Source organism: Paracoccus marcusii (assembly GCF_006151785.1).
GTDB lineage: Bacteria > Pseudomonadota > Alphaproteobacteria > Rhodobacterales > Rhodobacteraceae > Paracoccus > Paracoccus marcusii.
The window spans coordinates 1-24,919 of sequence record NZ_VDDD01000046.1 but is presented as its reverse complement, the minus strand read 5'-3'; the positions used below and the strand labels follow the sequence as shown (position 1 = coordinate 24,919).

The window sequence follows — 24,919 nt, the reverse complement described above, 5'->3', positions numbered from 1 at the left end:
CCCGCGGGGCCATCGAGGCCCCTTGGCGCCGGGCCGGGCCACGCCCGGCCGCGCCCCCCCGCGGGGTGGTCTTGCGGGCGCCACCGCCGAACAGCTCCCACTGCTTGCGCCGGATATCCTCGGAGTACAGCGCGCGGGTGCGTTCATCGGGGATGCGGGCGACAGCCTCGGCCAGGCGGCGATCCAGGGCCGCCTTGCGTTCCGGACTGTCGAAGACCTGCCCCTGCGTCTCGCGCGCCCAGAGCAGATCCAGCATGGGCCGTGCCTGATCCAGCAGCGCCCCCATCGCGCCCGGGCCGGATGCCTTGATCAGATCGTCGGGATCCTGCCCCGCGGGCAAAATGACAAAGCGCAGTGCCTGTCCGGGTCCGGTCAGCGGCAACGCCAGGTCGATCAGCCGCTGCGCCGCGCGCTGGCCCGCCGCATCGCCGTCCAGCGCGATCACCGGTTCGGGCGAGACGCTCCACATCAGGCGCAGCTGCTCCTCGGTGATGGCGGTGCCCAGGGGAGCCACCGCCCCCTCGAACCCCGCGCGGGCCAAGGCGACCACGTCCATGTAGCCTTCGGCCACGACCAGCCGCTGGCCCTTGGCGACCGCGCTGCGCGCAGGGCCCAGATTGTACAGATTGCGCCCCTTGTCAAAAAGCGGCGTTTCCGGGCTGTTGAGGTATTTCGCCCGCGCGTTCGGGTCCATCGCCCGGCCGCCAAAGCCGATGCAGCGGCCCTGTCCGTCGCGGATCGGAAAGATGATCCGCCCCCGGAACCGGTCATAGGCCGCGCCGCCGCCTTCGGGCCGGGCGGACATGCCGGCCTCGACGATCTGATCCTCGGCAAAGCCCTTGTCGCGCAGGGCCGCGGTCAGGGCGGTGCGGTGATCGGGGGCAAAGCCGATCTCGAACCGGTCCAGTGCGGCGGCGTCCAGGCCGCGGCGGTCCAGGTAATCGCGCGCATCCGCCGCGGCGCCGGTCTGCAATTGCAGGCGGAACCACCGGCAGGCGGCCTCGGTCACCTCCAGCAGCCGCGTCCGCCTGTCGGTCTTTTCGCGGGCACGGGGGTCGGGTTCGGGCATGGTCAGCCCGGCCTCGGCGGCCAAGAGCTTGACCGCCTCGATGAACTCCATCCCGTCATGGTCGCGCAGGAAACCGATGGCGTTGCCCTTGGCCTGACAGCCGAAGCAGTAATAATACCCCTTCTGGTCGTCGCAGTGAAAGCTGGCGGACTTTTCCTGATGGAACGGGCACGGTGCCCACCAGTCGCCGCGCGCCTGGTTCGACTTGCGCAGATCCCACGTGACCTTCTTGCCGATCACCCGGCTGATCGGGACGCGGTTGCGAATCTCGTCAAGGAAACCGGGGGGCAGGGACATGGGCGCGATTATCCGGCATGGCGCGGGGGGCAGCAAGCGCCTTCAGGCACCCACGGCGCCGCGGGCCAGCCCCCAATAGATCTGGGCGATGCGGCCCCGGTCCAGGCGCCCGCCCTCGCGGTACCAGTTCGTCACCCCGGTCAGCATCGCGATCAGGGCCAGTGTGGTCAGCTTGGGATCCTCGATCCGCATGGAGCGGGAGGCGACCCCGTCGCGCAGGATCCGCTCCAATGCGGCCTCGTACCGGCCCCGCAGCGCCGCGATGCGGCCGAAATTGTCGGGCGTCAGGTTGCGCAGCTCCATGTAGGACAGGAACACCGCGTCGCTGTGATCCAGGCTGAAATCGATGTGGAACCGCACGAAGCGTTCCAGCCGCCCCAGCGGATCGGCCGCCGGATCGTCCGACCAGGCGTCCAGCAGCTCCTGCATGTGGCTTTCCAGCAGGTCGGCCAGCAGCGCCTGCTTGTCGGGCGTATAGGCGTAGAGTGCGCCGGCCTGTACGCCCACGGCGGCCGCGATCTGGCGCATCGACACGGCGGCATAGCCCTGCCGCGCGAACAGGCGGCGGGCCTTGTCGCGGATCAGGGGGCCGGTGATTTCGGCGCGGGAACCGGTGGTGCGGGCCATGGCCCCGTGTCTAGCGCGCGGCCACGGCCGAGGGAAGGCGTTGCCGGGCGCCCCCGGCCCGCGTATCGTCGCCGCCATGAGACACGCCCTGATCCTTGCGCTGACGCTGGCCGCCTGCACCGCCGACGGGGACTATCCCCGCCTGCTGCCGACGGAACAGGCGCTGGCCGAACCCGCCCTGCCCGCCCATGCGACCGCGGCCCGCACCGACCCCACACCGCTGGAGGATGCGACCGCCGCCCGTGCAGCCGCCCTGCAGGCGCGGGCCGATGCGCTGCGCGGCCCTGTGGTCGATCCGGGCCTGCGGGGACGCGCGGGCGGGTGATTGCCAGAGGCCCGCGCCACTGGTAATAAGTTTTGACCAGTTCGCGAAAGGCCACGCCATGCCCGTCATCACCTGCATCGACGATCTCAAGCGGATGCACCGCGCCCGCACGCCCAAGATGTTCTACGATTACGCGGAATCGGGCAGCTACACCGAACAGACCTTTCGCGACAACACGACCGATTTCGCGCGGCTGAAGCTGCGCCAGAAGGTCGCCGTGGACATGTCCGACCGCCGTCTGTCGCGGCAGATGGCGGGTCAGGCAGTGACCATGCCGGTGGCGCTGGCTCCGGTCGGCATGACAGGCATGCAGCATGCCGACGGAGAGATCCACGCCGCCCGCGCGGCCGAGAAGTTCGGCGTGCCGTTCTGTCTGTCCACCATGTCGATCTGTTCGATCGAGGACGTGGCCGCGCACACCACCGCGCCCTTCATGTTCCAGCTGTACGTGATGAAGGACCAGGATTTCGTGGCCGCGATCATCGACCGCGCCAAGGCCGCGAATTGCAGCGCGCTGGTGCTGACGCTGGATCTGCAGATCCTGGGCCAGCGGCACAAGGACCTGAAGAACGGCCTGTCCGCGCCGCCCAAGATGACCCTGCCCACGGTGCTGGACCTGGCCACCCGCTGGCGGTGGGGCATGGGCATGCTGAAGACCAAGCGCCGTTTTTTCGGCAACATCGTGGGCCATGCCAAGGGCGTCGGCGACACCTCCAGCTTGATGAGCTGGACGGCGGAGCAGTTCGACGAACGCCTGGACTGGGACAAGATCGCCAAAATCCGCGACATGTGGGGCGGCAAGCTGATCCTGAAGGGCATCCTGGACCCCGAAGACGCCCGCATGGCCGCCGATTTCGGCGCGGACGCGATCATCGTCAGCAACCATGGCGGGCGACAGCTGGACGGCGCCCTGTCGTCGATCCGGATGCTGCCCCATATCGTCAAGGCGGTGGGCGACCGGGTCGAGGTCCACATGGACAGCGGCATCCGGTCGGGTCAGGACGTGCTCAAGGCGCTGGCGCTTGGCGCGCACGGCACCTGGATCGGACGGGCCTGGCTGCACGGGCTGGGCGCGATGGGAGAGGCCGGCGTGACCCGCGCGCTGGAGATCATCCGCAAGGAGCTGGACATCAGCATGGCGCTGTGCGGCGAACGCGACCTGGACAATATCGGGCCCGAGCATCTGCTGATCCCGCGCGACTTCCTGGACGAATACCAGATCGGCCAGCCGGCCTAGAACAGGCGCGACAACCAGCGGTGGCGTCGACCCGCAAGGCTGACGCCCCAGACCAGCAGGAACGGCAAGGCGATCCCCAGGACCGCCGTGACGCCGGGATGGTCCACCCCCAGCTTCGGCAGCCCCTGCAGAACGATCACGTGCAGCACATAGATCCCCGCCGCCGCCCGCCCCAAGGGCAGCGCCGTGTCGGGCACCCGCAGCCGCATGACCAGCAGCAGAAGCGCCGGACACAGGATCAGGTGGCCGACCGGGATCTCCAGCAGCGGCTCCTCTCCGATGCGGCGCAGCCAGTACAGGCTTTCGCCGATGGTCAGGGCCAGCCCCCCCGCGACCATCGCCCACAGAAGTGCCGTCGACAGGCGCGGCGGATGCACGGCCATCAACCAGCCCATCACCAGATAGGGATAGAGGTAGAAGGGGCCGTTGCGATAATGTTCGACGGGCATCTCGGACAGTCCCGCCATCCGCGCGTATTGCAGCGCAATCCCCACCAGACCCAGCACGACCGCCGACGCGACCACGGCCCCCGATCCAAGCAGCCGCATCGCGCCCAGGATCACGCCGGAGATCGCCAGCCCCTCCAGGAACCACAGGTGCATGAAGCCGAGCGTCAGTTCGGTCGCGGTCAGGCCAAGGGGCCGGTTCGTGTAATAGGGCCACAGGAACAGCAGATAGACCACCGACCAGACGGCATAGAGCACCAGCAGATGCCCCACCCAATCCGACAGCCGCGCCCGCCGCAGCACCGATGCCAGGAAATACCCCGCGATCAGCGTGAAGACCGGCACCGCGACGCGCAGCACACTGTTGCCCGTGGCCAGCGCGACCAGGCCCGCATCGCCCCAGCTCCGGAACGTCTCTCGGGCCAGGCCCGAATGCGCGACGACCACGAAGGCGGCCAGCACCACCCGCAGATAGTCCACCGACATCAGCCGCGCCTGCGTCTTTTCCACCGCTGCCCCTAAGCCCCGCCCACGCCTTGCGCGCAGGCCCTGTCGGCCCATAGGGCCGGGGGGACCGGCAAGTCAATTCACCTGCGCGCATGCGTCGCGCGGCGTGGCATTTCTGACTTCACATCCGGGCCTATCTGCGCTAAGGGCACCGCTTGGCGCCACGCACCCTTGGAGGGTGGCGTCTTCAATCATGGTTAAGGATTAAGAAAATGGCCAAAGAGATTCCGAATCTGGTGGCCGAGGCACGCGCGGGGTCAGGCAAGGGGGCCGCCCGCCAGACCCGCCGCGAAGGCAAGGTGCCCGGTATCGTGTATGGCGACGGCAAAGAGCCCGTCTCGATCGCGTTCGACTTCAACAAGCTGCTGACCACGCTGCGCGCCGGCCGCTTCATGTCCACGCTGTGGAACCTGCAGGTCGAGGGCCAGGACGATGTCCGCGTCATCTGCCGCGGCGTCCAGCGCGACGTCGTCAAGGATCTGCCGATCCACATCGACTTCATGCGCCTGCGCCGCACGTCCAAGGTGAACCTGTTCATTCCGGTCGAGTTCATCAACGAGGACAAGTGCCCCGGCCTCAAGCGCGGCGGCACCCTGGTCACCGTGCGTCCCGAGGTCGAGCTGGTCGTGACCGCGGGTGACATCCCCGATCACCTGACCGTGGACCTGGAAGGCCGCCAGATCGGTGACACCATCCACATCAGCGACGTCACGCTGCCGAACGGCGCCAAGGCGACGATCGACCGTGACTTCGTGATCGCGAACCTGGCCGCACCGTCGGCCCTGCGCGCCGAGGATGATGCAGAGGACGGCGACGCCGCCGAGGCAGCCGCCGAGGCCTGATCCCGCGCGGATCGGTCGCATGACCCTGGGGGCGGTGCCGACGGCGCCGCCCCTTTCCATTCCGCCACGGCCTTGCTAGCCCACCCGTCAAGGAGACACGCATGGAACCCGTCCACATCATCGGTGCCGGCCTTGCCGGATCGGAAGCCGCCTGGCAGATCACCCGGATGGGCGTGCCCGTCGTGCTGCACGAGATGCGCCCGCAGGTCGAAACCTTTGCCCACAAGACCGGCGACTGCGCCGAGATGGTCTGTTCGAACAGCTTCCGGTCCGATGACGACGTGATGAACGCCGTCGGCCAGCTGCACTGGGAGATGCGGGCCGCCGGCGGTCTGATCATGGAGATGGCGGGCCGCCACCGCCTGCCCGCGGGCGGCGCGCTGGCCGTGGACCGCGAGGCCTTTTCGGCCGCCGTCACCGCCGCGCTGCAGGCGGAGCCGCTGATCACCATCGTTCCCGGAGAGATCACCGAACTGCCCGGAACCGGCAACTGGATCGTGGCGACGGGGCCGCTGACCTCGGACGCGCTGGCCGGGGCGATCCGCGGCGTGACGGGGACGGACGCGCTGGCCTTCTTCGACGCCATCGCGCCCATCGTGCATGCCGACACGATCGACATGTCGATCGCCTGGGAGCAGTCGCGCTATGACAAGGGCGAGACGGAGGCCGAGCAGAAGGCCTATATCAACTGCCCGATGAACCGCGACGAATACGAGGCCTTCATCGACGCGCTTCTGGCCGCCGACAAGACCGAGTTCCACGAGGGAGAGACCGCGGGCTATTTCGATGGCTGCCTGCCCATCGAGGTCATGGCCGAACGCGGCCGCGAGACCCTGCGCCACGGCCCGATGAAGCCCGTGGGCCTGACCAATGCCCACAAGCCTCAGGAAAAGGCCTATGCCGTGGTCCAGCTGCGCCGCGACAACGCGCTGGGCACGCTGTACAATATCGTGGGCTTTCAGACCAAGATGAAATACGGCGCGCAGACCCAGGTGTTCCGGATGATCCCTGGCCTGCAGAATGCCGGCTTTGCCCGGCTTGGCGGCATCCACCGCAACAGTTTCCTGAACTCCCCGACGCTGCTGGACGACCGCATGCGCCTGCGCCTGGCGCCGAACCTGCGCTTTGCCGGGCAGGTCACCGGGGTCGAGGGATACGTCGAAAGCGCCGCGATGGGGCTGCTGGCGGGGCGCATGGCCGCAGCCCAGGCCCTGGGGCGCGATCTGGCGCCGCCGCCCTTCACCACCGCAATGGGCGCGCTGGTCAACCACATCACTGGCGGGGCCGAGGCCAAGACCTTCCAGCCGATGAACGTGAACTTCGGCCTGTTCCCGCCCCTGCCCGACAGCCGGTCGGGTCGCCGCGGCCGCAAGGACCGCTATCCCGCCTACACGCAGCGCGCCAAGGACGATTTCAACGCATGGCTGGCCGCCCAGTAACACGGTTCGCGCCGTCGCCCACGGGGCTGCTGCACCTGGGCCATGCGTTTTCGGCCCTGACCGCGGCGGCGCAGGGGGATTTCCACATGCGGATCGAGGATATCGACCGTGACCGCTGTCGCCCGGAATACGAGGCCGCGATCTTTGAGGACCTGGCTTGGCTGGGCCTGGACTGGCCGCGGCCGGTCATGCGCCAGTCCGACCGCATGCCCGCCTATCAGGACGCGCTGGCGCGGCTGGCGCCATTGACCTATCCCTGCCGCTGCCGCCGGGGGGATATCCGCGCAGCGCTGTCCGCCCCGCAGGAGGGCGCCCTGCCTGCCGGGCCGGATGGCCTGATCTATCCGGGCACCTGCCGCCACCGCGACCTGCGCGATGCCGGCCCCGACGACGTGATCCGGCTGGACGCCGGTCGCGCCTTCGACGCGCTTGGGCTGGACAGCATCGGGTTCACGGACCAAGGCCAAAGCCACATCCTGACCCGTCAGCAGTTCCTGGCGGGCATCGGCGACGTGGTCCTGTCGCGACGGGGGATGGGCACGTCCTATCATCTGGCGGTTGTCGTGGACGATGCGGCACAGGGGATCACGCTGGTGACGCGGGGGATGGACCTGTTCGCGTCGACCCATATCCACGTGCTGCTGCAGCACCTGCTGGACCTGCCGACGCCGGCCTATCTGCACCACCGGCTGATCCGCGACACGGCGGGGCGGCGGCTGGCGAAACGCGACGATGCCCGCGCGATCCGCCAGTACCGGGCGGACGGAGCGTCCCCCGACGACATCCGCCGCATGGTCGGGCTTTAGACCATCGGTTCGGTCAGCACGACCTCGGCCCCGTCCCGGATGCCGGTGTAAAAGCAGCTGCGCCGGTTCGTGTGGCAGGCGGGCCCGGTCTGATCGACCAGCACCAGCAGACAGTCGCGGTCGCAATCGACGCGCATCTCGACCAGCGCCTGGACGTGGCCCGAGCTTTCGCCCTTGATCCAGAAGGACGACCGCGACCGCGACCAATAGGTCACGCGCCCGGTCTCCAGCGTCCGGGCCACGGCGTCGGCGTTCATCCAGGCCATCATCAGCACCTCGCCCGAGGCGGCGTCCTGCGCGATGGCGGGGATCAGGCCGGCCGCGTCATATTTCAGGCTGAGGGGGTCGAACATCGGGTTTCCTTTCGGCATGGCCGTCCCTATCTACTCATCGACCCGCGCTGATGAAACCCCAAGGGATGACGCATGGCCGAAACCGATCTGATGCAGCTTTACTCGCGACGCATCCTCGCGCTGACGACCGCCATCCCCCATCAGGGCCGGCTGGACGACGCGCAGGCCAGCGTCCAGCGCCGGTCGCCGCAATGCGGATCGTCCGTGACTGTGCACCTTTCGATGGCCGATGGCCGCATCAGCGATTTCGCGCAAGAGGTGCGGGCCTGCGCCCTGGGACAGGCTTCGGCATCCGTGCTGGGACAGGCGGTGATCGGCATGGACCGGGCGGGCATCGTGCAGGCGCGCGATCAGTTGCGCGCGATGCTGACCCAGGATGCCCCCGCCCCCGACGCGCCCTTTTCCGACCTCGAGGCGCTGACGCCCGCGCGCGCCTATCCCAACCGCCATCCGTCGATCCTGCTGGCCTGGGACGCCACGCTGGAGGCGCTGGACAAGGCATCCGCATGAAAAGGGCCGGCCCCCTGCAGGGCCGGCCAGGTGCGCGAGCTTTGGGGACGGATGGCGCACAGGCGGGGCGCCATCCCTGCGTCGCGGGGCAGTCGGTCAGACCTGCAGCATGGCGGGCAGCCACAGCAGGACAATGGTGGTCAGGCTGAGCGCGGCGGCCCCGATCAGGTCGATGGCGGTGTCTTTGGTCATGACGGCAACTCCTCTCTGTTGCCTCTTTGTTCTCATGTTCTCTCGATTCGGTAAAGAACTTTTTAAGAACATTCCGCCTTGTCAGCCGACCTGGATCAGTCGAATCGCCTGATCCTGCTGCATCAGCCACATCAGCAGCCGCAGCGCCTGTCCCCGCGGGGTCTCCAGTGTGGGGTCGCGTTCCAGCAGCGACCGTGCGTCCTGGCGCGCCACCGCCATCAGCCCGGCCTGGTGTTCCAGGTCCGCGATGCGGAACCGCGGCAGGCCCGATTGCGCAGTGCCGATCACATCGCCCGCGCCCCGCATCTCGAGGTCGACCTCCGCGATGCGGAACCCGTCCTCGGTGTCGCGCAGCGTGGTCAGGCGGCGGGCCCCGGTCTCGTTCAAGGGCCCATGATACATCAGCAGACAGGTCGAGGCCCCTGCCCCGCGCCCGACCCGACCCCGCAACTGGTGCAGTTGCGCCAGACCAAAGCTTTCGGCGCGCTCGATCACCATGATCGTGGCCTGCGGCACGTCCACGCCGACCTCGATCACGGTGGTGGCGACCAGCAGCTGCGCCGTGCCGTCGGCGAAATCGGCCATCGCCGCATCGCGTTGGTCGGGGGGCATCTGGCCGTGGATCAGCCGCACCCCGTCGCCGAAGATCGCGCGCAGATGGGTGAACCGCGCCTCTGCCGCGGTCAGGTCGGTGACCTCGCTCTCCTCGACCAGGGGGCAGACCCAATAGGCGCGCGCGCCCTGCGCCATCGCGGCGCGCAGGCGTTCGGTGACCTGGTCCAGCCGCGTGTCCGCGATCATCACCGTGGTGATGGGCTGGCGTCCGGGCGGCTTTTCGTCCAGCACCGACAGGTCCAGATCCCCATATTGCGACAAAGCCAGCGACCGGGGGATGGGGGTCGCGGTCATGATCAGCATGTCGGGCGGCACGTCGCCCTTGGCCGACAGCTCCAGCCGTTGGGCCACACCGAAGCGGTGCTGTTCGTCGATGATGGCCAGGCGCAGGTCGTGGAAGGTCACGTCCTTCTGGAACACCGCATGGGTGCCGACCAGGATGTCGATGGTGCCGTCCGCCAGATCGGTCAGGATCTGCCCGCGCAGGTCGCGCTTGTCGCGCCCGGTCAGCGCCGCCAGCCGCACCCCCGCCGCACGCGCCAGCGGCTCCAGCGCGCGGGCATGCTGGCGGGCCAGGATCTCGGTGGGCGCCATCAGCACGGCCTGTCCACCGGCCTCGACCGCGACCAGGGCGGCCATCAGCGCGACCAGCGTCTTGCCCGCGCCGACATCGCCCTGCAGCAGGCGGTTCATGCGGCGCGCACTGGCCATGTCATCGGCGATCTCGGCGATTGCGCGGCTCTGAGCGCCCGTGGGCGGCCAGGGCAGGCTTTGCAGCACCCGCGCGCGCAGGGTGCCGTCACCCGCGCTGGCCCGCCCCTTCAGCCGCCGCTTGTCCCGCCGCACCAGCGCCAAGGTCATCTGATGGGCCAGAAATTCGTCATAGGCCAGCCGCGCCCGCGCCGGGCTGTCGGGCGACAGCGCGCCGGGCGATTGCGGCGCATGCGCCTGGTGCAGCGCATCGGCAAAGGAGGGCCAGCCGCGCTGCGCGATCAGCTGCGAGTCGATCCATTCCTCGACCGGGGGCAGCCGGGACAGCGCGCCATCGACCGCCTTGGCCATGCCCTTCTGCGTCAGCCCCGCCGACAGGGGATAGACGGGCTCGAAGCTGGGCGGCAGCGCCTCACCATCCGCCAGGATGTGGTCGGGATGCACCATCTGGGCCAGCCCGTCGAACAGTTCCAGCTTGCCGCTGAGGATGCGACGCGCGCCCACGGGCAGCTGGCTTTCGATCCAGTTGTCGCGCGGACGGAAGAACACCAGCGTCAGGTCGCCCTCTCCGTCGGTGCAATGCACCCGGAACGGGCGGCCGCGGACCTGGGGCGGATGGTGGCGCGTAACGGTCACCGTGATCGTCACGATCTCGGGCGCGCGGGCGTCGGCGATGCGCGCGATGCGGCGGCGGGTGATGCCGCTGGCCGGCAGCGTCAGGACCAGGTCGCGCGGCTTGTCGATGCCCATCTGTTCCAGCGCGGCGCGCCCCTTGGGGCCGATGCCGGGCAGCGTGTCGATGGCCGCGAACAGCGGGAACAGCGCGGGCGGGCGGCCCTTGGGCGCGGTCATCCGGCCCCCGCGATGCGCAGCCATTCGTCCTCGTCGATGACGGTGACGCCAAGGGCCTCGGCCTTGGTGGCCTTGGACCCCGCCCCGGGCCCCGCGATCAGCAGGTCGGTCTTGGCGCTGACGGACCCCGCGACCTTGGCCCCCATCGCCTCGGCCCGCGCCTTGGCCTCGGCGCGGGTCATCCGCTCCAGCGTCCCGGTGAAGACCAGCGTCTTGCCGGAAATCTCGGTCTGCACCGCATTGGCGATATCCACCGGCCGGATGTCCAGAAGGGTCGCCAGCCGGTCGATGCTGGCGCGTTCGGTCGGCTGCGCGAACGTCGTCACCAGCGAATCGACCAGCACCGCGCCGATGCCGTCGATGCCGGTCAGCTCGGCCCAGTTCGGGCTGTCAGCCAAGGCCGCGCGACGGGCCTTGTCGTCCGGGGCGGCAAAGGCGGGCTCCCGTGCCGCCCCGTCGATGGCGGCGATCAAGGCAGGCCAGTCGTGGAAATGGCGGGCCAGGGTCGCGGCCGCGACCTCGCCCACATGGCGGATGCCCAAGGCAAAGATCAGCCGGGCCATGGGGATCGAACGGCGATCCTCGATCGCGGCGAACAGCTTTTCGGCCGAGCGTTCGCCGAACCCCTCGCGGTTCTTCAGCTTGGTAAAGTTCCGGGCATCGCGATCGGCCAGGGTGAAGATGTCGGCGGGCTCGCGGATGGGCAGCTGATCGTCTGCGAAGAACATCTCGATCTGCTTGGCGCCCAGCCCGTCGATGTCGAAGGCCGCGCGGCTGACGAAATGCTTCAGCTTCTCCACCGCCTGCGCGGGGCAGATCAGGCCGCCGGTACAGCGGCGCACGCTGTCGCCCGGCTCGCGGATCGCCTCGGACCCGCATTCGGGGCAGTGCGACGGAAAGACATAGGGCACGCTGTCCGCCGGCCTGCGCGACAGGTCGACATCGGCGATCTTGGGGATCACGTCGCCGGCGCGATAGATCTTGACCCAGTCCCCCTCGCGGATGTCGCGACCGTCGCGGATGGGCGCGCCAGAGTTGTCCCGCCCGGCGATGTAATCCTCGTTGTGCAGCGTCGCGTTGGACACGACCACGCCGCCCACGGTCACGGGTTCCAGCCGCGCGACGGGGGACAGGGCGCCCGTGCGTCCGACCTGGATCTCGATCCGCTCCAGCCGGGTCCAGGCGGTCTCGGCCGGAAACTTGTGCGCCAAGGCCCATCGGGGCGTGGTGGACCGAAAGCCAAGCCGTCCCTGGAACGCAAGGTCGTTCACCTTGTAGACCACGCCGTCGATGTCATAGCCCAGGGTGGCGCGCTGCTGTTCGATCTCGGCCCAGGTGGCGATCATCTGCGCGGTGTCGGTGCACAGGCGCGTCAGCGGATTGGTTTGGAACCCCAGAGCGGCCAACCGCTCCACGGAGGCCATCTGCGTCGGCGCCAGCGGTTCGGACAGCTGCCCCCAGCCATAGGCGAAGAAGCGCAGCGGCCGGCGCGCGGTCACCGCCGGGTCGATCTGGCGCAGCGATCCCGCGGCCGCGTTGCGCGGATTGGCAAAGACCCGCCCCGCATCGTTCAGCGCCGCAAAGTCGTCATGCCCCATGTAGACCTCGCCGCGCACCTCAAGGATGGCGGGGACGTCACCCTCCAGTTGGTGGGGGATGTCGGAAATCGTGCGGGCGTTCGCGGTCACGTTCTCTCCCACCACGCCATCGCCGCGGGTCGCGGCATGGACCAGCACGCCGTCCTCGTAGCGCAGCGACAGGGACAGGCCGTCGATCTTCGGCTCGGCCGTCACCTCCAGGGGCATGTCGGGGGCAAGGCCCAGAAAGCTGCGGACGCGGGCGGTGAAGTCGGCGACGTCGCCCTCGGTAAAGGCATTGCCCAACGACATCATGCGTTGCGCGTGGACGATCTTGCCGAAGCCCTCGGCCGGGGCGGCGCCGACCTTGCCGGTCGGGCTGTCGGGCAGCGCCAGGTCGGGAAAGTCCCGCTCCAGCGCCGCCAGCTGCGCCTTGAGCGCGTCGTATTCCGCGTCCGATATCTGCGGTGCGTCCTCGGCGTGATAGGCCTGGTTCGCGGCGGCGACCCGCGCCGCCAGATCCGCGATGCGGTCCGCGGCCTGACCGCGATCCATCTTCCGGTCCGGTTGCCCCACCGACTTGTCCTGCGCCATCGCCGCCCCCATCATCCGCATCCGGCCGAAACACGCGACCGTCTCAGATGTGGGTATCGCCCAAGGGCGGGGAATCGTCCAGAAGCCGTATCAGGCCCCGATCGCCAGTCGTTCCGCCTGCCCCGGACCCGGATCGCGCAGGACATAGCCGCGGCCCCAGACCGTCTCGATGTGGCTCTCGCCGCCCAAGGCCTCGGACAGCTTCTTGCGCAGCTTGCAGATGAACACGTCGATGATCTTCAGTTCGGGTTCGTCCATGCCGCCGTACAGGTGGTTCAGGAACATCTCCTTGGTCAAGGTCGTGCCCTTGCGCAGGCTCAGCAGTTCCAGGATCTGGTATTCCTTGCCGGTCAGGTTCACCGGCTTGCCCTTCACCTCGACCGAACGGGCGTCCAGGTTGACGGTGATCTCTCCGGTCCGGATCAGCGCTTGGCTGTGCCCCTTGGAGCGGCGGATGATCGCCTGGATGCGGGCCTGCAGCTCTTCGCGGTTGAAGGGCTTGGTCATGTAATCGTCCGCGCCGAAGCCGAAACCGCGCAGCTTGCTTTCCGTGTCGTCGGACCCGGTCAGGATCAGGATGGGCGTGTCGATGCGGGCCAGGCGCAGATGGCGCAGGACCTCCATCCCGTGCATGTCGGGCAGGTCCAGATCCAGCAAGATCAGATCGTAATCGTACAGCTTGGCCAGATCGATCCCCTCCTCGCCCATGTCGGTCAGGAACACGTTGTAGCTGGCCGCCGTCAGCATCAGTTCGATCGCCCGTGCAGTGCTTGGGTCGTCTTCTACCAGAAGGATTCGCATGGCTTGGTCTTTCCCCGATTCGCCGAAGGTCATGTCCCGACAATCTGACGAACAGGTTAATATGTCGTTACCACTTGCATTCCTTCTGCGTCATGCACCCTATGGTTGTCTATACTTTTGAAGCGCCGTTACCTTCAAGGCCGCCTTTCCGTGGCGCGCGACCGCGGTGCACCAGCCGTCGAACTCCTCCTCCGACAGGCCATAGCGGCGCAGCGCGTCGTCGCGGCTGATCAGCCCGTGCGACACCGCCAGCACGACCGTCTGCTTGCGGCTGGCGACCCATCTGGTGTCGGCCATCGGCAAATCCGCCACGCTGAGGATGCGCCCATCCGCCAGTGTCACGATCCGCGGGCCTGTGGTCTTTTTCACGAACATTGCAGCGTCCTTCCGTCACGTTCTGCAAGTTCTGGTCGAAAGCACTTAAGGCGCGGTTAGCCTGATCGGGATTTCGACCCCGGCCGGGGTTGAGAATCCGACCAATTTGCCTATATTTTGACGCAAATCCCTTTGCCGCCCGACCAGCACCGCCCCTGGCGGGCCGAAAGATCATCCATGACCCTGACCGCAGCCCTGCGTGCCGATGCGCCCGCGACCGAACTGAACAGCCTTGGTTTCGCAAAATCCCCTGCGCAGACGCGTGTCGTGGTGGCGATGTCGGGGGGCGTGGACAGTTCCGTCGTCGCGGCGCAGCTGAAATCCGAAGGCTATGACGTCATCGGGGTCACGCTGCAACTGTATGACCACGGCGCGGCACTGGCCAAGAAAGGCGCTTGTTGCGCAGGCCAGGACATCCACGATGCGCGTCGCGTGGCCGAACGCATAGGCTTTCCCCATTATGTCCTGGATTACGAGAACAAGTTCCGCGAATCGGTCATCGACGAATTCGCCGACGCCTATCTGGCCGGCGCGACGCCCGTTCCCTGCATCCGCTGCAACGAGCGGGTCAAGTTCCGCGACCTGCTGGAAACCGCGCGCGACCTGGATGCCGACTGTATGGCGACCGGCCATTACATCCAGCGCAAGGACGGCGCGCATCGCGCCGAACTGCACATGGCGGCCGACCCGAACCGCGATCAGAGCTATTTCCTGTTCTCGACCACCCAGGAACAGCTGAATTTCCTGCGCTTTCCCCTGGGCCATCTGGTCAGCAAGGCCGAAACGCGCGCCCTGGCCGCCGATTACGGCCTGTCCGTCGCGGACAAGCCCGACAGCCAGGACATCTGCTTTGTCCCCAACGGCGACTATGCCGCGGTGATCGAGAAGCTGCGCCCCGGTGCCGCAGATCCCGGCGAGATCGTCGACCAGCAGGGCACCGTCCTGGGCACCCATCGCGGGGTGATCCATTATACGATCGGACAGCGGCGCGGGTTGGGCATCGGCGGCGGCAGCCCGCTCTATGTGCTGCGGCTGGAGCCGGAGACGCGCCGCGTCGTCGTCGGCCCGCGCGAGGCGCTGTCGACGCGCACCATCGCCGTGACCGAGGTGAACTGGCTGGGCGATCAGCCCTTCGAGGGAGAGATCGCCTGCTTGGTCCGCATCCGGTCCACCCGCCCGCCGCGGCCCGCGATCCTGCGCCCCCTGCCCGGCCGCCGTGCCGAGGTCGAACTTCTGGATCCCGAGGACGGCGTCAGCCCCGGCCAGGCCTGCGTCTTCTACGAGGCCGAAGGCACGCGCGTCCTGGGCGGCGGCTGGATCAGCCTGCGTCGGCGGCCAGCTGCCTGATCCGGGCGATCATCGCGCGCACGCCGTTTGATCGTTGCGCCGACAGGTGTTCGTCCAGCCCAAGGCGTGCCAGCGCGGCCTGGGCGTCCACCGCCTCGACCTGGTCCACCGGCAGCCCGGCATACAGCGCGTGCAGCACCGCGATCAGGCCGCGCACGATCAGCGCATCGCTGTCGCCCTGAAAGTCAAAGCTGCGCCCCTCGATCCGCGGCAGGATCCAGACCTGGCTGGCGCAGCCGTCGACCTTGGTGGCCGGCACCTGCACCGCGGAGTCCATGGGCGGCAAGGCCTTGCCCATCTCGATCAGGTGACGATAGCGGTCTTCCCAATCGTCCAGAAAGTCGAAGGTTTCGGCGATGTCCTCGAAGGCGGGGGTGGCCATGGGTCTCTCCTGATATCAGGGGTCATGGCCTAGCGCGCCGCGGCGGTCAGGTCAAAGAGGCTTTTCGGCGCGGCCCGGATCGCCTATCACGGGGCCAAGGACCGCCAAGGGGACATGCCATGACCAGACTTACCCTGCCGCTGCTGATCGGCGCCCTGATCCTGTCCGGCTGCGGGCGGTTCGGCGACAGCGGCTGGAACCCGCTTGGCTGGCGTGGCGCGGGTGCGTCGACGCCCGAAACCCTGGCCCCGGAAGGCGGCTATCCCACGGCCCAGGACGCCCGCCCCGCGGTGCCGCAGATCCTGGGTGCCGAATGGCAACCGCTCAGCGACGGCCGCCTGCTGGTGCTGCGCGGCTTTGCCCCGGTCAAGGGCTATCACTCGGCCGCCCTGGTCCGGTCGGTGCCGCGGTCCGGCGACCAGCTGCAGCCCGACTCTGACGGCGTCCTGCGCTTGCGCTTCGTGGCCTCGCCTCCGGTCGCGGACAACCCCGCGGCGGCCCTGCCCGCAAATCCCGTCACGGACACGATCACGGTGGCGCTGCCGATCAGCTTCCTGCGCCTGTCGCGCCTGTCCGCGATCCAGGTCGAGGGCGGCGACCGCGTGATCACCCTGACCCGCTGAAGGCTTGCGCAAACGCCCGCGCCGCGCTAGTCCGCAGCGGTCGGAGGCGTGGCAGAGTGGTTAAATGCACCGGTCTTGAAAACCGACGTGGGTGAAAGTCCACCGTGGGTTCGAATCCCACCGCCTCCGCCAATCCTAGGTCGAAGCCGTTGATAAGCTAGCACGATTCTAGGTGGTCGCTCGTTAACCCCCCATTTATCCCCCCAAGGCGAGGAAAGACCTATCCCACGGCGTCCGTGACGGGGGATGCTGAGCGCGGTGTGGCCGTTCAGGACGGTGACATGGACTTGGAATTCCGCGACCTGGCGGTCGAAGTCCCGCGTCATGAGCCGCTGGTCCAGCAGTTATACGCAATGCATCTTTCTCTCTACGCGGTTTCGGCGGTGGTATCCGCTCCATCGTCTCCACAGGTCGTAGAATGGCGGCGACAGTGCGCTCCACCGTCTCCCTGCCGAATTCCTCCTCCAGAAGACTGTATACCCGGTCGGGCGTGGCAATACCGGAAAAGCATGGCGGCAGTTCGTCGGAAAGTCCGCCGCGCGCAGCTGCGCCTCTGCGGCCAGCACCCGCGCTGCGAGGCCGTCAATGGCCGGTCGGAGGCGGTTCACGACACCGTCGCGCAGGCCCTGGAATGTCGGCGAGCCTGCGGGAGCAAGCGACACGCCTGCACCGCAGACGAACACTACATCGCCGGCATCAGCGGCCGTGAGCAGGAGGCGGGGTAGTACGGGACCGTGAGAAATGAAGCACATGTGTGGATTCGCTGACGGGTTTGCATAGGCCTTCAACGAAACAGGCATTTATGCCTCATTCGTCGATCGAAGCTGCCTCGCGAGCATCCCGGGATGCGATTCCGTAAGAAAGTGCAAATCAAGCACCTTGAGCCCCATTGAACCTAACATGGTCATGGCGAAAGCAATATTTTTAATGCTATCCACCGATTGATCGGAATATATCAAATCTGGGCCCTATCGCGTGTCTTCTGATGTCAACCAAACCCCCGAGCAACTCGCCCGAGACCGGATCGACGAACGCCTGCGGACGTCCGGTTGGCATGTTCAGGACAAGGACTCGCTCGACTTCAATGCCGGCCTTGGCATAGCCGTCCGCGAGTACCAGACAGATATTGGGCCCGCCGATTACGTCCTCTTCGCCGACAGGCATGCGGTCGGTGTGGTCGAAGCCAAGCCTAACAACTGGGGGGTCCGCCTGACCTCCGTCGAGGAGCAATCCGAGGGGTACGCCAACGCCAAGCTGAAATGGGTCAACAACGCCGAACGGCTCCCGTTCCTCTACGAAAGTACCGGCCAGGTGACCCGCTTCACCAACGCCCGCGACCCGCGTCCTCGATCTCGTGAGGTCTTCACCTTTCACCGCCCTGAAAGTTTGAAATCATGGGCTCAGGCTCCAAAAAGCCTGCGTTCGATCATCGCTGCCCTCCCGGATCTTAACCCGGACGGGCTGCGTGACTGCCAGAGCAAGGCAATCACGAACCTCGAAAAGTCGCTTGAGGCCGACAAGCCACGCGCCCTCGTCCAGATGGCGACCGGGTCGGGAAAGACCTTCACGGCTATCACTCAGGTCTACCGCCTGCTTAAACATGCAGGTGCGCGGCGCATCCTGTTCCTCGTCGACACCAAGAACTTAGGCGAGCAGGCCGAACAGGAGTTCATGACCTTCATCCCCAACGACGACAATCGCAAGTTCACCGAATTGTATAACGTCCAGCGCCTCACCTCGCCCGCTATCGCGAATGACAGTCAGGTCGTCATCTCGACGATCCAGCGCATGTACGCCACGCTCAAGGGCGAGAAATTGAACGACGGCGCGGAGGACGATAACCCGGCGGAGCAGAGATGGCGCCGGAAGGAACCTCTGCCGGTCGCCTACAATGCCAAGCTGCCGCCGGAATACTTCGACGTGGTCGTCATCGACGAATGCCATCGCTCGATCTACAATCTGTGGCGCCAGGCCATCGAATATTTCGACGCCTACCTCATCGGCCTGACTGCCACGCCCGACAACCGCACCTACGGATTCTTCCAGAAAAACGTCGTCAGCGAATACACCCACGAGAAGGCCGTCGCCGACAAGGTCAACGTCGGCAACGAAATCTATCTGATCGAGACCGAGATCACCCAGGGCGGCCAAACGCTCAAGGCCGAGCAACTGGTGGAGAAACGCGAACGCGAAACCCGTGCGCGCCGGTGGGAAACACAGGACGACGAACAGGCCTACGCCGCGACCCAGCTTGACCGCTCTGTCGTGAACCCCGGCCAGATCCGAACCGTCATCCGCACATTCCACGACAAGTGGCCCGAGATCTTCCCCGGCCGCAAGGAGCTGCCGAAGACCCTGATCTTCGCCAAGACCGACAGCCACGCGGACGACATCATCCAGACCGTCCGGCAGGAGTTCGGCGAGGGCAACGACTTCTGCCGCAAAATCACCAACGGGGCGAAGAACCCCAAATCCTCGCTGTCGGCTTTCCGCAACGACTACTACCCGCGCATCGCCGTGACCGTGGACATGATCGCCACGGGCACCGACGTGAAACCGCTCGAATGCCTGATCTTCATGCGCGACGTGAAGTCGAAGAACTACTTCGAGCAGATGAAGGGCCGCGGCACCCGTGTCCTCAAACCCGATGATCTGAAAAAGGTCTCTCCCTCCGCCCAGGCCAAGACGCATTATGTGATCGTCGATGCCGTCGGTGTGACCAAGTCGCTCAAAACCGCCAGCCAGCCGCTCGACACCAAGCCTTCGATCCCCTTCAAGGACCTCGCCATGGGCCTGATGATGGGCGACCGGTCAGAGGAAACCGTTAGTTCACTCGCCGCCCGCCTGTCACGGCTAGACAACAAGCTCGGGACCGAGGATCAGGAGAAGATCACGAACGAGGCCGGCACCTCCCTCACCGCCATTGTCCGCGACCTCTTCGACGCCATAGACCCCGACAAGGTGGAGGCCGACGCCAAGGCCGCAGGCCACCCCGAGCCCGACGATGCCGCCATGCAGGCCGCGCGTGAGGAACGGATCAAACACACCGCCAATGTCTTCACCGGCCCGCTCATCAACCTAATGGACACCATCCGCCGCGACAACGAGCAGACCATCGACCATGACAACCTCGATACGCTCCTGCGCGCCGAATGGGCGGGCGACGTGGCCGAGAACGCCAAACAGATCGCGCAGGAGTTCGAGGCGTACCTGAACGAGAACCGCGACGAGATCGAGGCGCTGTCGATCTACTTCAACACCCCCGCGCGCCGGGCCGAGGTGACCTATGCCATGGTCAAGGATGTGCTGAAAAAACTGACCGACGACCGCCCACGACTTGCCCCGCTCACCGTCTGGCGCGCCTATGCGCATCTTGACGACTACAAGGGCAGCAACCCCGCCAGCGATCTGACAGCCCTCTTGGCGCTGATCCGCCGGGTCACGGGGCTGGATGACACGCTCACCCGCCATTCCGAACGGGTGCGGCGCAACTTCCAGAACTGGGTACTGAACCGCCATTCGGGCGCGGGCGAGAAGTTCACCGAGGAGCAGATGGACTGGCTGCGCATGATCCGCGACCACCTAACCACTTCCTTCACCATCGAGCGCGACGATCTGGACATGTCCCCCTTTGACGGCAAGGGCGGGATGGGGCAGATGTACGCGCTCTTTGGCGACGGAATGGATGAGGTCATGACCGAGATGAATGAGGCGTTGTCGGCATAATGGCGCTTTCACTGTCTCCACACGAAATCGTTGAACGCGATGAATATCCTCTCCTGCGCATCTCGCCGCGCTGGGAACGGGTGGCGCTCGGAGATATAGCAGTCGTGCAAAATGGCTTTCCCTTCAAATCGACGCTGTTCTCAGGGGAAAACGGCTTTCCACTTATTCGCATCCGCGATGTTGGTCGCGGCGAAACGCAGCATTTCTACACTGGTGATTACGATGACCAGTTCATTGTCAGACGCGATGACATTCTCATCGGTATGGATGGGGACTTCCGCGCGGCTCGGTGGCGAGGGCCTGACGCGCTGCTAAACCAGCGCGTATGTCGATTGAAGCTGGAAACCGAAGACATTGCGAACGCTTCTTCTTAATCTGCCTTCAGCCTTATCTCGATGCAGTTAACGCCGAGACGTCGTCCGTTACCGTTAAGCATCTGTCATCAAAGACGGTGCAAGATTTACCGCTTCCCCTTCCGCCCCTCAACGAACAACGCCGCATCGTGGAGAAGATCGAGGCGATGTTCGACGAGATCGACGCCGGGATCCAGAGCCTGCAAACGGCGCGCACCACCCTCGGCCTCTACCGCCAGTCCCTGCTGAAATCCGCCTTTGAGGGCCGCCTCACCGCCGACTGGCGCGCGCAGAATGCCGACAAACTCGAAGCCCCCGAAACCCTCCTCGCCGGCATCCAGAAAGAACGCGACACCCGCTACAAAGCCGCCCTCGACGAATGGCAAGACGCCCTCGCCCAGTGGCGCGCCGATGGCCATAAAGGCCAGAAACCCGCGAAACCAAAGCGGCCTCGGGACATCTCAACCAAAGCATCGGACATCGGCATATCTGGATGGACCATAATGCCGCTCGGCCTGCTTATCGACGAACCGGCATACGGGACGTCGAAGAAAAGCGACTACGATGGTGGCAGTAAGGGCGTTCTGCGCATCCCGAACATTGCGGCCGGCGTGGTAGACGCGACCGACCTCAAATCGGCCAGTTTCGATGAGGTCGAGCTTGCCCAATACCAACTGTTTGAAGGCGACGTGCTGACCATTCGGTCGAACGGGAGCCTTTCATTGGTCGGAAAGCCTGCACTGGTTCGATCAGTCGATACGGATTTCTTGTACGCAGGCTATCTGATCCGGCTTCGCCCCATACCCGGCTCGCTGCTTTCCAAGAACCTCATCTATCTGATGATGGAGCCAAACGTACGCGGCCAAATCGAAAGCAAGGCCAAGTCGACGAGCGGCGTCCACAACATCAACGCGAAGGAATTGCAGGAACTACAAGTCCCGGTTTGCTCCGAAGCAGAACAAGCCGAAATCGTCCGCATCCTCGACGCCCGGCTCGAGGCCGCCGACGCGCTCGAAGCCGAGATCGACGCCGCCCTCACCCGCGCCCGCGCCCTGCGCCAATCCATCCTGAAAAAAGCCTTCTCCGGCCAGCTCGTCCCCCAGGACCCTACCGACGAACCCGCCGCCGCCCTGCTGGAACGGATCAAGGCTGAGAAGGCCGAAAGAGACCAAGCCGCCAAACACGACCGAAAATACACGCCACCCCGCAAACCCGAGGCAAGGAGGCCGACATTGACTGACCTGATCGAAGTCCTCAAAAAGCAGAAAAGCTGGATCTCGGCCGCGAAGGCGGCGCAGGAGTTGGGGATCGGCGATGGCTCAACATCAGACGATGTCGAGGCGTTCTACCGCCAACTCAAGGATTTTGTCGAAGACGGTGCCATCGAAGTCGAAAGGCGTGGTGACGAAGATTGGCTGCGCCTTGCGAAGGCCGAGGTGAGCTGATGCGCATCGATTGGCTTTGGGTGGACGAGTACAAGAACCTCAGGGACCTGACGATTGATTTCTCTCAGGACCACTTGATCACTGTACTCATCGGCCGGAACGGAACCGGCAAGTCCAATGTTCTCGAAGCCCTGACTGTCATCTTTCGCGACCTTTTGATGTCGGAGCGTGTGCCATCGCTCAAGTATCGCATCGCCTATGAAATCCAAGACCGCTGGGTATTTATCGACGCTGACCCCAACCGAAAGGAGGTCTACCGGTAATCCTCCCCATGGTTAAGGGGATTCGTTCGTAGAATTTTCTCGTAGCGTGAGCTGAGGAGATTCGAATGAGGAAGACCCGATTTACCGAACCGCAGATCATGGCGGTGTTGCGCCAGGCCGAGGGCGGCGTTGCGGTGCCGGAACTGTGCCGCGAGCACGGGATCAGCAGCGCGAGCTTTTACAAATGGCGGGCGAAGTATGGCGGCATGGATGCCTCCATGATGAGCCAGATGAAGGCCTTGGAAGACGAGAACCGGCGGCTCAAGCGCATGTTCGCGGATCTGAGCATGCAGGCCGACCTGCTGAAAGAAGCCCTGGGAAAAAAGTGACGCGGCCAACTCAACGCCGAGAGTTGGCCGCGAGAGCGGTGGCAACGAAGGGGGTCAGTATTGCGCTGGCCTGCCGGGCTTTCGGGGTCAGCGAGACCTGCTTTCGTTACAGCCCGAAGCGCTGCGCCGAGAACGAGACCATCGCGGATCTCCTCGAGGGCCTGACCAAGGCGCACCGGACCTGGGGCTTCGGGCTGTGCTTTCTGTATCTGCGCAACGTTCGCGGGCACGTCTGGAACCACAAAAGGGTTCGCAGGATCTACTGCGAGCTGGAGTTGAACCTGCGGATTAAACCCCGGCGGCGGATCAAACGGGACAAGCCGGACGTGCTCTCGGTTCCGGACGCGCCGAACCTCGTCTGGTCCATGGACTTCATGGCCGACAGGCTTGCGGATGGTCGCCAGTTCCGGCTGCTGAACGTGCTGGACGACTTCAACCGCGAGGGTCTGGGTATCGAGGTCGACTTCTCGCTGCCCGCAGAGCGCGTGGTTCGGGCGCTGAACCAGATCATTGAGTGGCGCGGCAAGCCAACGGCCATCAGGGTCGACAACGGCCCCGAATACATCAGCGCAACCCTGGCGATCTGGGCTGCAAAGCAGGGCATTGCCCTGACCCACATCCAGCCCGGAAAGCCGCAGCAGAATGCTTACGTCGAGCGCTACAACCGCACCGTCCGCCATGAATGGCTCGACCTCTACATCTTTGAAACCATCGCGGAGGCACAGAACATCGCAACCGACTGGCTCTGGACTTACAATAACGAGCGGCCCAACATGGGCATCGGCGGCATTACACCCGCGCAGAAACTGAAGATGGCTGCGTGAATTCTACGGCCAAACCCCGTTAAAACGGGGAGGATTACCATACCAGCGAGGCGATCCAAGCACGACTGGAGGCCATACTCACTGCCCTACTGAACCGGATGAAGCTGGTTGTCATTACGCTGGGCGAGGACGACGACGCGCAGGTAATCTTCGAGACGCTGAACTCGAAGGGTGAGCCACTGCTCGCCATGGACCTCGTGCGCAACAATATTTTCTATCGCGCTGAGAAAGAAGAAGCTGAAGTCGAAGATCTTTATCACGACCTCTGGGACCCCTTCGACCATTCATGGTGGAAAGAGGCGGCGCCTTTCGCGCGCCCCACACGGCCACGGATCGACCACTTTCTGACCCATGTACTTGCGGCAGAGACAGGTCAGAAAATCTCGATGCGCGAGCTTTATGCCGAATACCGCGCGTTCGCAGTGCCAAAGGGACGGCCCCGGTTCGAGAGGGTGGAGGATGAACTTGACCTCCTAAGCTCGTATTCGCCGATCTATGAAACGCTCGAAGGTCGCTTGGATGATGACAAGGACCTGCACTGGCTCGGAAGGAAGTTGGCGGCATGGCAGGTCACAACGGCCTATCCTGTTGCAATGCAGGTGAATGTCGCCAACATCGAGCCCGAGGAGAAGCGCAAGCTATATCGTCTAATCTATTCATATATTGTCCGTCGGGCACTCTCGGGTTTGACAGCCAAGAACCTTAACCGGGTCTTTCAAAGCCTATCACAGGTGTTCAGAGAGAACGGCCCATCCGTCGAGGCATTCGAAGGGTATTTCGCGCAGCGCATCGGTGATAGCACACGCTTTCCGGGCGATCAGGAGTTCCGTCAAGGAATACTCTTGAAGCCTGCATACACCTTGGCCCCGCAAACGCGGATCAAGGACGTGCTTTGGGAATTGGAGGAAGCCAGCCGCACAAAATTCTACGAACAGACAGCCATGCCGAACGGATTATGGACCGAGCACGTCCTACCTGTTTCATGGACCTCTGATTGGCCTTTCGAAGATGGCGAGTTTGTTGAGCGGTGGACGAATGACCCGAAAGCCGAGAACCGCAACAGAGTTCTTCATTCACTTGGAAACCTTACGTTGCTGACCGGTGGTCTGAACATCTCGTCGGGCAACAAACGGTTTCTCGAAAAAAGAGAAAAATTGGAGGAGCACACCGGGCTCTTCCTGAACAAGTGGTTCCTAAAGAGGGATAGTTGGGACGAGACAGATATCAGGGAAAGGGGTGAAGCATTTGCAGATATGGCGGTTTCGATCTGGCCGTCTTCGACAGTCCCGGAGATCGAGCGCGGAAAGTGGGATCAGCCGTTAGAATATGACTTCCCACCCCTCGCTGCCGGCGGCGACACCGATTTACTGCGCTTCCCGGAGGCTTTGTTGCACAAAGCCTCTGATGTCCGAGGTTCCCCTTTCCCCGGACGGATTTATCCCGCGGTTTCTG

Annotated in this window: 23 protein-coding genes, 1 tRNA gene and 2 pseudogenes; 16 read left to right on the top strand and 10 right to left on the bottom strand. The window is 65.3% G+C overall.

Going from position 1 to position 24,919, the window contains the following annotated elements; all coding sequences use genetic code 11:
* Both dnaG and FHD68_RS09240 read right to left on the bottom strand, forming a co-directional pair.
* The coding region (gene dnaG, locus FHD68_RS09245) for a DNA primase (protein WP_139085578.1) at window positions 1–1,366 on the bottom strand (1,366 nt) is incomplete at its 3' end.
* A 42-nt stretch (window positions 1,367–1,408) separates the two neighbouring features.
* Complete coding sequence (locus tag FHD68_RS09240) at window positions 1,409–1,993, bottom strand: TetR/AcrR family transcriptional regulator (protein WP_127898061.1); 585 nt, start codon at window positions 1,991–1,993, stop codon at window positions 1,409–1,411.
* A 76-nt stretch (window positions 1,994–2,069) separates the two neighbouring features.
* Here FHD68_RS09240 and FHD68_RS09235 point away from each other — a divergent pair, with 76 nt between their 5' ends.
* Both FHD68_RS09235 and FHD68_RS09230 read left to right on the top strand, forming a co-directional pair.
* The gene (locus FHD68_RS09235) at window positions 2,070–2,318 is read left to right on the top strand and encodes a hypothetical protein (RefSeq protein WP_127898060.1); all 249 of its coding nucleotides are present in this window, start codon (window positions 2,070–2,072) and stop codon (window positions 2,316–2,318) included.
* Window positions 2,319–2,376: 58 nt separating this feature from the next.
* Window positions 2,377–3,555, top strand: coding sequence for an alpha-hydroxy acid oxidase (locus FHD68_RS09230; RefSeq protein ID WP_139085576.1), 1,179 nt, complete (start codon window positions 2,377–2,379; stop codon window positions 3,553–3,555).
* Here the strand turns inward: FHD68_RS09230 and FHD68_RS09225 are convergent.
* Window positions 3,552–4,511, bottom strand: coding sequence for an acyltransferase family protein (locus FHD68_RS09225; RefSeq protein WP_139085574.1), 960 nt, complete (start codon window positions 4,509–4,511; stop codon window positions 3,552–3,554). The two genes, FHD68_RS09230 and FHD68_RS09225, sit on opposite strands and share 4 nt — an antisense overlap.
* A 209-nt stretch (window positions 4,512–4,720) precedes the next feature.
* On the opposite strand from FHD68_RS09225, the gene FHD68_RS09220 reads away from it, so the two are divergent.
* The 3 genes from FHD68_RS09220 (at window position 4,721) to gluQRS (ending at window position 7,595) form a co-directional block, all read left to right on the top strand.
* Window positions 4,721–5,350: a 50S ribosomal protein L25/general stress protein Ctc gene (locus FHD68_RS09220; protein ID WP_045982043.1), complete on the top strand. Its 630-nt coding sequence runs from the start codon at window positions 4,721–4,723 to the stop codon at window positions 5,348–5,350.
* Window positions 5,351–5,451: 101 nt separating this feature from the next.
* Window positions 5,452–6,789, top strand: a complete 1,338-nt coding sequence (trmFO, locus tag FHD68_RS09215; RefSeq protein WP_045982042.1) for a methylenetetrahydrofolate--tRNA-(uracil(54)-C(5))-methyltransferase (FADH(2)-oxidizing) TrmFO — start codon at window positions 5,452–5,454, stop codon at window positions 6,787–6,789.
* Entirely contained in the window at window positions 6,771–7,595 is an 825-nt protein-coding gene (gluQRS, locus tag FHD68_RS09210; RefSeq protein WP_127898057.1) for a tRNA glutamyl-Q(34) synthetase GluQRS, read from the top strand. The genes trmFO and gluQRS overlap by 19 nt, the downstream gene beginning before the upstream one ends.
* Here the strand turns inward: gluQRS and hisI are convergent.
* Window positions 7,592–7,948, bottom strand: coding sequence for a phosphoribosyl-AMP cyclohydrolase (gene hisI, locus FHD68_RS09205; protein WP_127898056.1), 357 nt, complete (start codon window positions 7,946–7,948; stop codon window positions 7,592–7,594). The two genes, gluQRS and hisI, sit on opposite strands and share 4 nt — an antisense overlap.
* A 72-nt stretch (window positions 7,949–8,020) precedes the next feature.
* Between hisI and FHD68_RS09200 the strand changes: the two genes are divergently transcribed.
* Window positions 8,021–8,458, top strand: a complete 438-nt coding sequence (locus FHD68_RS09200; protein ID WP_127898055.1) for an iron-sulfur cluster assembly scaffold protein — start codon at window positions 8,021–8,023, stop codon at window positions 8,456–8,458.
* Between the two features lie 273 nt (window positions 8,459–8,731).
* On the opposite strand, the gene recG is transcribed toward FHD68_RS09200, so the two are convergent.
* The 4 genes from recG to sciP form a co-directional block, all read right to left on the bottom strand.
* Window positions 8,732–10,852: an ATP-dependent DNA helicase RecG gene (recG, locus tag FHD68_RS09195; RefSeq protein WP_240542514.1), complete on the bottom strand. Its 2,121-nt coding sequence runs from the start codon at window positions 10,850–10,852 to the stop codon at window positions 8,732–8,734.
* Window positions 10,825–13,014, bottom strand: a complete 2,190-nt coding sequence (ligA, locus tag FHD68_RS09190) for an NAD-dependent DNA ligase LigA (protein WP_371706049.1) — start codon at window positions 13,012–13,014, stop codon at window positions 10,825–10,827. The genes recG and ligA overlap by 28 nt, the downstream gene beginning before the upstream one ends.
* 75 nt (window positions 13,015–13,089) lie before the next feature.
* A complete protein-coding gene (gene ctrA / locus FHD68_RS09185) occupies window positions 13,090–13,800 on the bottom strand; it encodes a response regulator transcription factor CtrA (RefSeq protein WP_042249236.1) in 711 nt (236 codons plus the stop codon).
* Between the two features lie 99 nt (window positions 13,801–13,899).
* Window positions 13,900–14,175 carry a CtrA inhibitor SciP gene (sciP, locus tag FHD68_RS09180; protein WP_042249233.1) on the bottom strand — a complete coding sequence of 92 codons (276 nt, stop codon included), beginning with the start codon at window positions 14,173–14,175 and terminating at the stop codon, window positions 13,900–13,902.
* Window positions 14,176–14,352: 177 nt separating this feature from the next.
* Between sciP and mnmA the strand changes: the two genes are divergently transcribed.
* Window positions 14,353–15,522 carry a tRNA 2-thiouridine(34) synthase MnmA gene (gene mnmA / locus FHD68_RS09175; protein ID WP_127898054.1) on the top strand — a complete coding sequence of 390 codons (1,170 nt, stop codon included), beginning with the start codon at window positions 14,353–14,355 and terminating at the stop codon, window positions 15,520–15,522.
* Here mnmA and FHD68_RS09170 read toward each other — a convergent pair.
* Complete coding sequence (locus FHD68_RS09170; protein ID WP_045982037.1) at window positions 15,494–15,904, bottom strand: SufE family protein; 411 nt, start codon at window positions 15,902–15,904, stop codon at window positions 15,494–15,496. The two genes, mnmA and FHD68_RS09170, sit on opposite strands and share 29 nt — an antisense overlap.
* Window positions 15,905–16,023: 119 nt before the next feature.
* On the opposite strand from FHD68_RS09170, the gene FHD68_RS09165 reads away from it, so the two are divergent.
* Entirely contained in the window at window positions 16,024–16,527 is a 504-nt protein-coding gene (locus tag FHD68_RS09165; protein ID WP_052714684.1) for a hypothetical protein, read from the top strand.
* 42 nt (window positions 16,528–16,569) lie between these two features.
* Window positions 16,570–16,659, top strand: a tRNA-Ser gene (locus tag FHD68_RS09160).
* A gap of 88 nt (window positions 16,660–16,747) precedes the next feature.
* Here FHD68_RS09160 and FHD68_RS09155 read toward each other — a convergent pair.
* A pseudogene (locus tag FHD68_RS09155) lies at window positions 16,748–16,937 on the bottom strand (IS5/IS1182 family transposase); the annotation flags it as partial.
* Between the two features lie 565 nt (window positions 16,938–17,502).
* On the opposite strand from FHD68_RS09155, the gene FHD68_RS09150 reads away from it, so the two are divergent.
* From FHD68_RS09150 to FHD68_RS09125, 7 genes and pseudogenes are all read left to right on the top strand, one after another.
* Complete coding sequence (locus FHD68_RS09150; protein ID WP_139085572.1) at window positions 17,503–20,253, top strand: type I restriction endonuclease subunit R; 2,751 nt, start codon at window positions 17,503–17,505, stop codon at window positions 20,251–20,253.
* A complete protein-coding gene (locus tag FHD68_RS09145) occupies window positions 20,253–20,627 on the top strand; it encodes a restriction endonuclease subunit S (protein WP_127898052.1) in 375 nt (124 codons plus the stop codon). Before FHD68_RS09150 ends, FHD68_RS09145 begins: the two co-directional genes overlap by 1 nt.
* Window positions 20,579–20,740, top strand: a pseudogene (locus FHD68_RS19890) (hypothetical protein); the annotation flags it as partial. The gene FHD68_RS09145 and the pseudogene FHD68_RS19890, both read left to right, overlap by 49 nt.
* Before the next feature lie 15 nt (window positions 20,741–20,755).
* Complete coding sequence (locus FHD68_RS09140) at window positions 20,756–22,051, top strand: restriction endonuclease subunit S (protein ID WP_167550383.1); 1,296 nt, start codon at window positions 20,756–20,758, stop codon at window positions 22,049–22,051.
* Window positions 22,051–22,314, top strand: coding sequence for an AAA family ATPase (locus FHD68_RS09135; RefSeq protein WP_205963187.1), 264 nt, complete (start codon window positions 22,051–22,053; stop codon window positions 22,312–22,314). Before FHD68_RS09140 ends, FHD68_RS09135 begins: the two co-directional genes overlap by 1 nt.
* 65 nt (window positions 22,315–22,379) lie before the next feature.
* Window positions 22,380–23,467, top strand: a protein-coding gene (locus tag FHD68_RS09130) for an IS3 family transposase (protein WP_139085570.1) whose coding sequence is annotated in 2 segments (ribosomal slippage) — window positions 22,380–22,629 and window positions 22,629–23,467 — 1,089 coding nt in all. Because the reading frame shifts where the segments join, the coding sequence is not laid out codon by codon here.
* A gap of 98 nt (window positions 23,468–23,565) precedes the next feature.
* On the top strand, window positions 23,566–24,919 hold a 1,354-nt coding region (locus tag FHD68_RS09125), incomplete at its 3' end, for a DUF262 domain-containing protein (protein WP_208863754.1).

Excerpts from the sequence above, each read along its gene's own strand:
- FHD68_RS09145 (WP_127898052.1), top strand. The coding sequence starts at position 20,253 with ATGGCGCTTTCACTGTCTCCACACGAAATCGTTGAACGCGATGAATAT.
- hisI (WP_127898056.1), bottom strand. The coding sequence starts at position 7,948 with ATGTTCGACCCCCTCAGCCTGAAATATGACGCGGCCGGCCTGATCCCC.
- FHD68_RS09230 (WP_139085576.1), top strand. The coding sequence starts at position 2,377 with ATGCCCGTCATCACCTGCATCGACGATCTCAAGCGGATGCACCGCGCC.
- ligA (WP_371706049.1), bottom strand. The coding sequence starts at position 13,014 with ATGATGGGGGCGGCGATGGCGCAGGACAAGTCGGTGGGGCAACCGGAC.
- trmFO (WP_045982042.1), top strand. The coding sequence starts at position 5,452 with ATGGAACCCGTCCACATCATCGGTGCCGGCCTTGCCGGATCGGAAGCC.
- FHD68_RS09135 (WP_205963187.1), top strand. The coding sequence starts at position 22,051 with ATGCGCATCGATTGGCTTTGGGTGGACGAGTACAAGAACCTCAGGGAC.
- FHD68_RS09240 (WP_127898061.1), bottom strand. The coding sequence starts at position 1,993 with ATGGCCCGCACCACCGGTTCCCGCGCCGAAATCACCGGCCCCCTGATC.
- recG (WP_240542514.1), bottom strand. The coding sequence starts at position 10,852 with ATGGCTGCGCATCGCGGGGGCCGGATGACCGCGCCCAAGGGCCGCCCG.
- FHD68_RS09165 (WP_052714684.1), top strand. The coding sequence starts at position 16,024 with ATGACCAGACTTACCCTGCCGCTGCTGATCGGCGCCCTGATCCTGTCC.
- mnmA (WP_127898054.1), top strand. The coding sequence starts at position 14,353 with ATGACCCTGACCGCAGCCCTGCGTGCCGATGCGCCCGCGACCGAACTG.
- gluQRS (WP_127898057.1), top strand. The coding sequence starts at position 6,771 with ATGGCTGGCCGCCCAGTAACACGGTTCGCGCCGTCGCCCACGGGGCTG.
- ctrA (WP_042249236.1), bottom strand. The coding sequence starts at position 13,800 with ATGCGAATCCTTCTGGTAGAAGACGACCCAAGCACTGCACGGGCGATC.
- FHD68_RS09200 (WP_127898055.1), top strand. The coding sequence starts at position 8,021 with ATGGCCGAAACCGATCTGATGCAGCTTTACTCGCGACGCATCCTCGCG.
- FHD68_RS09170 (WP_045982037.1), bottom strand. The coding sequence starts at position 15,904 with ATGGCCACCCCCGCCTTCGAGGACATCGCCGAAACCTTCGACTTTCTG.
- FHD68_RS09220 (WP_045982043.1), top strand. The coding sequence starts at position 4,721 with ATGGCCAAAGAGATTCCGAATCTGGTGGCCGAGGCACGCGCGGGGTCA.
- sciP (WP_042249233.1), bottom strand. The coding sequence starts at position 14,175 with ATGTTCGTGAAAAAGACCACAGGCCCGCGGATCGTGACACTGGCGGAT.
- FHD68_RS09235 (WP_127898060.1), top strand. The coding sequence starts at position 2,070 with ATGAGACACGCCCTGATCCTTGCGCTGACGCTGGCCGCCTGCACCGCC.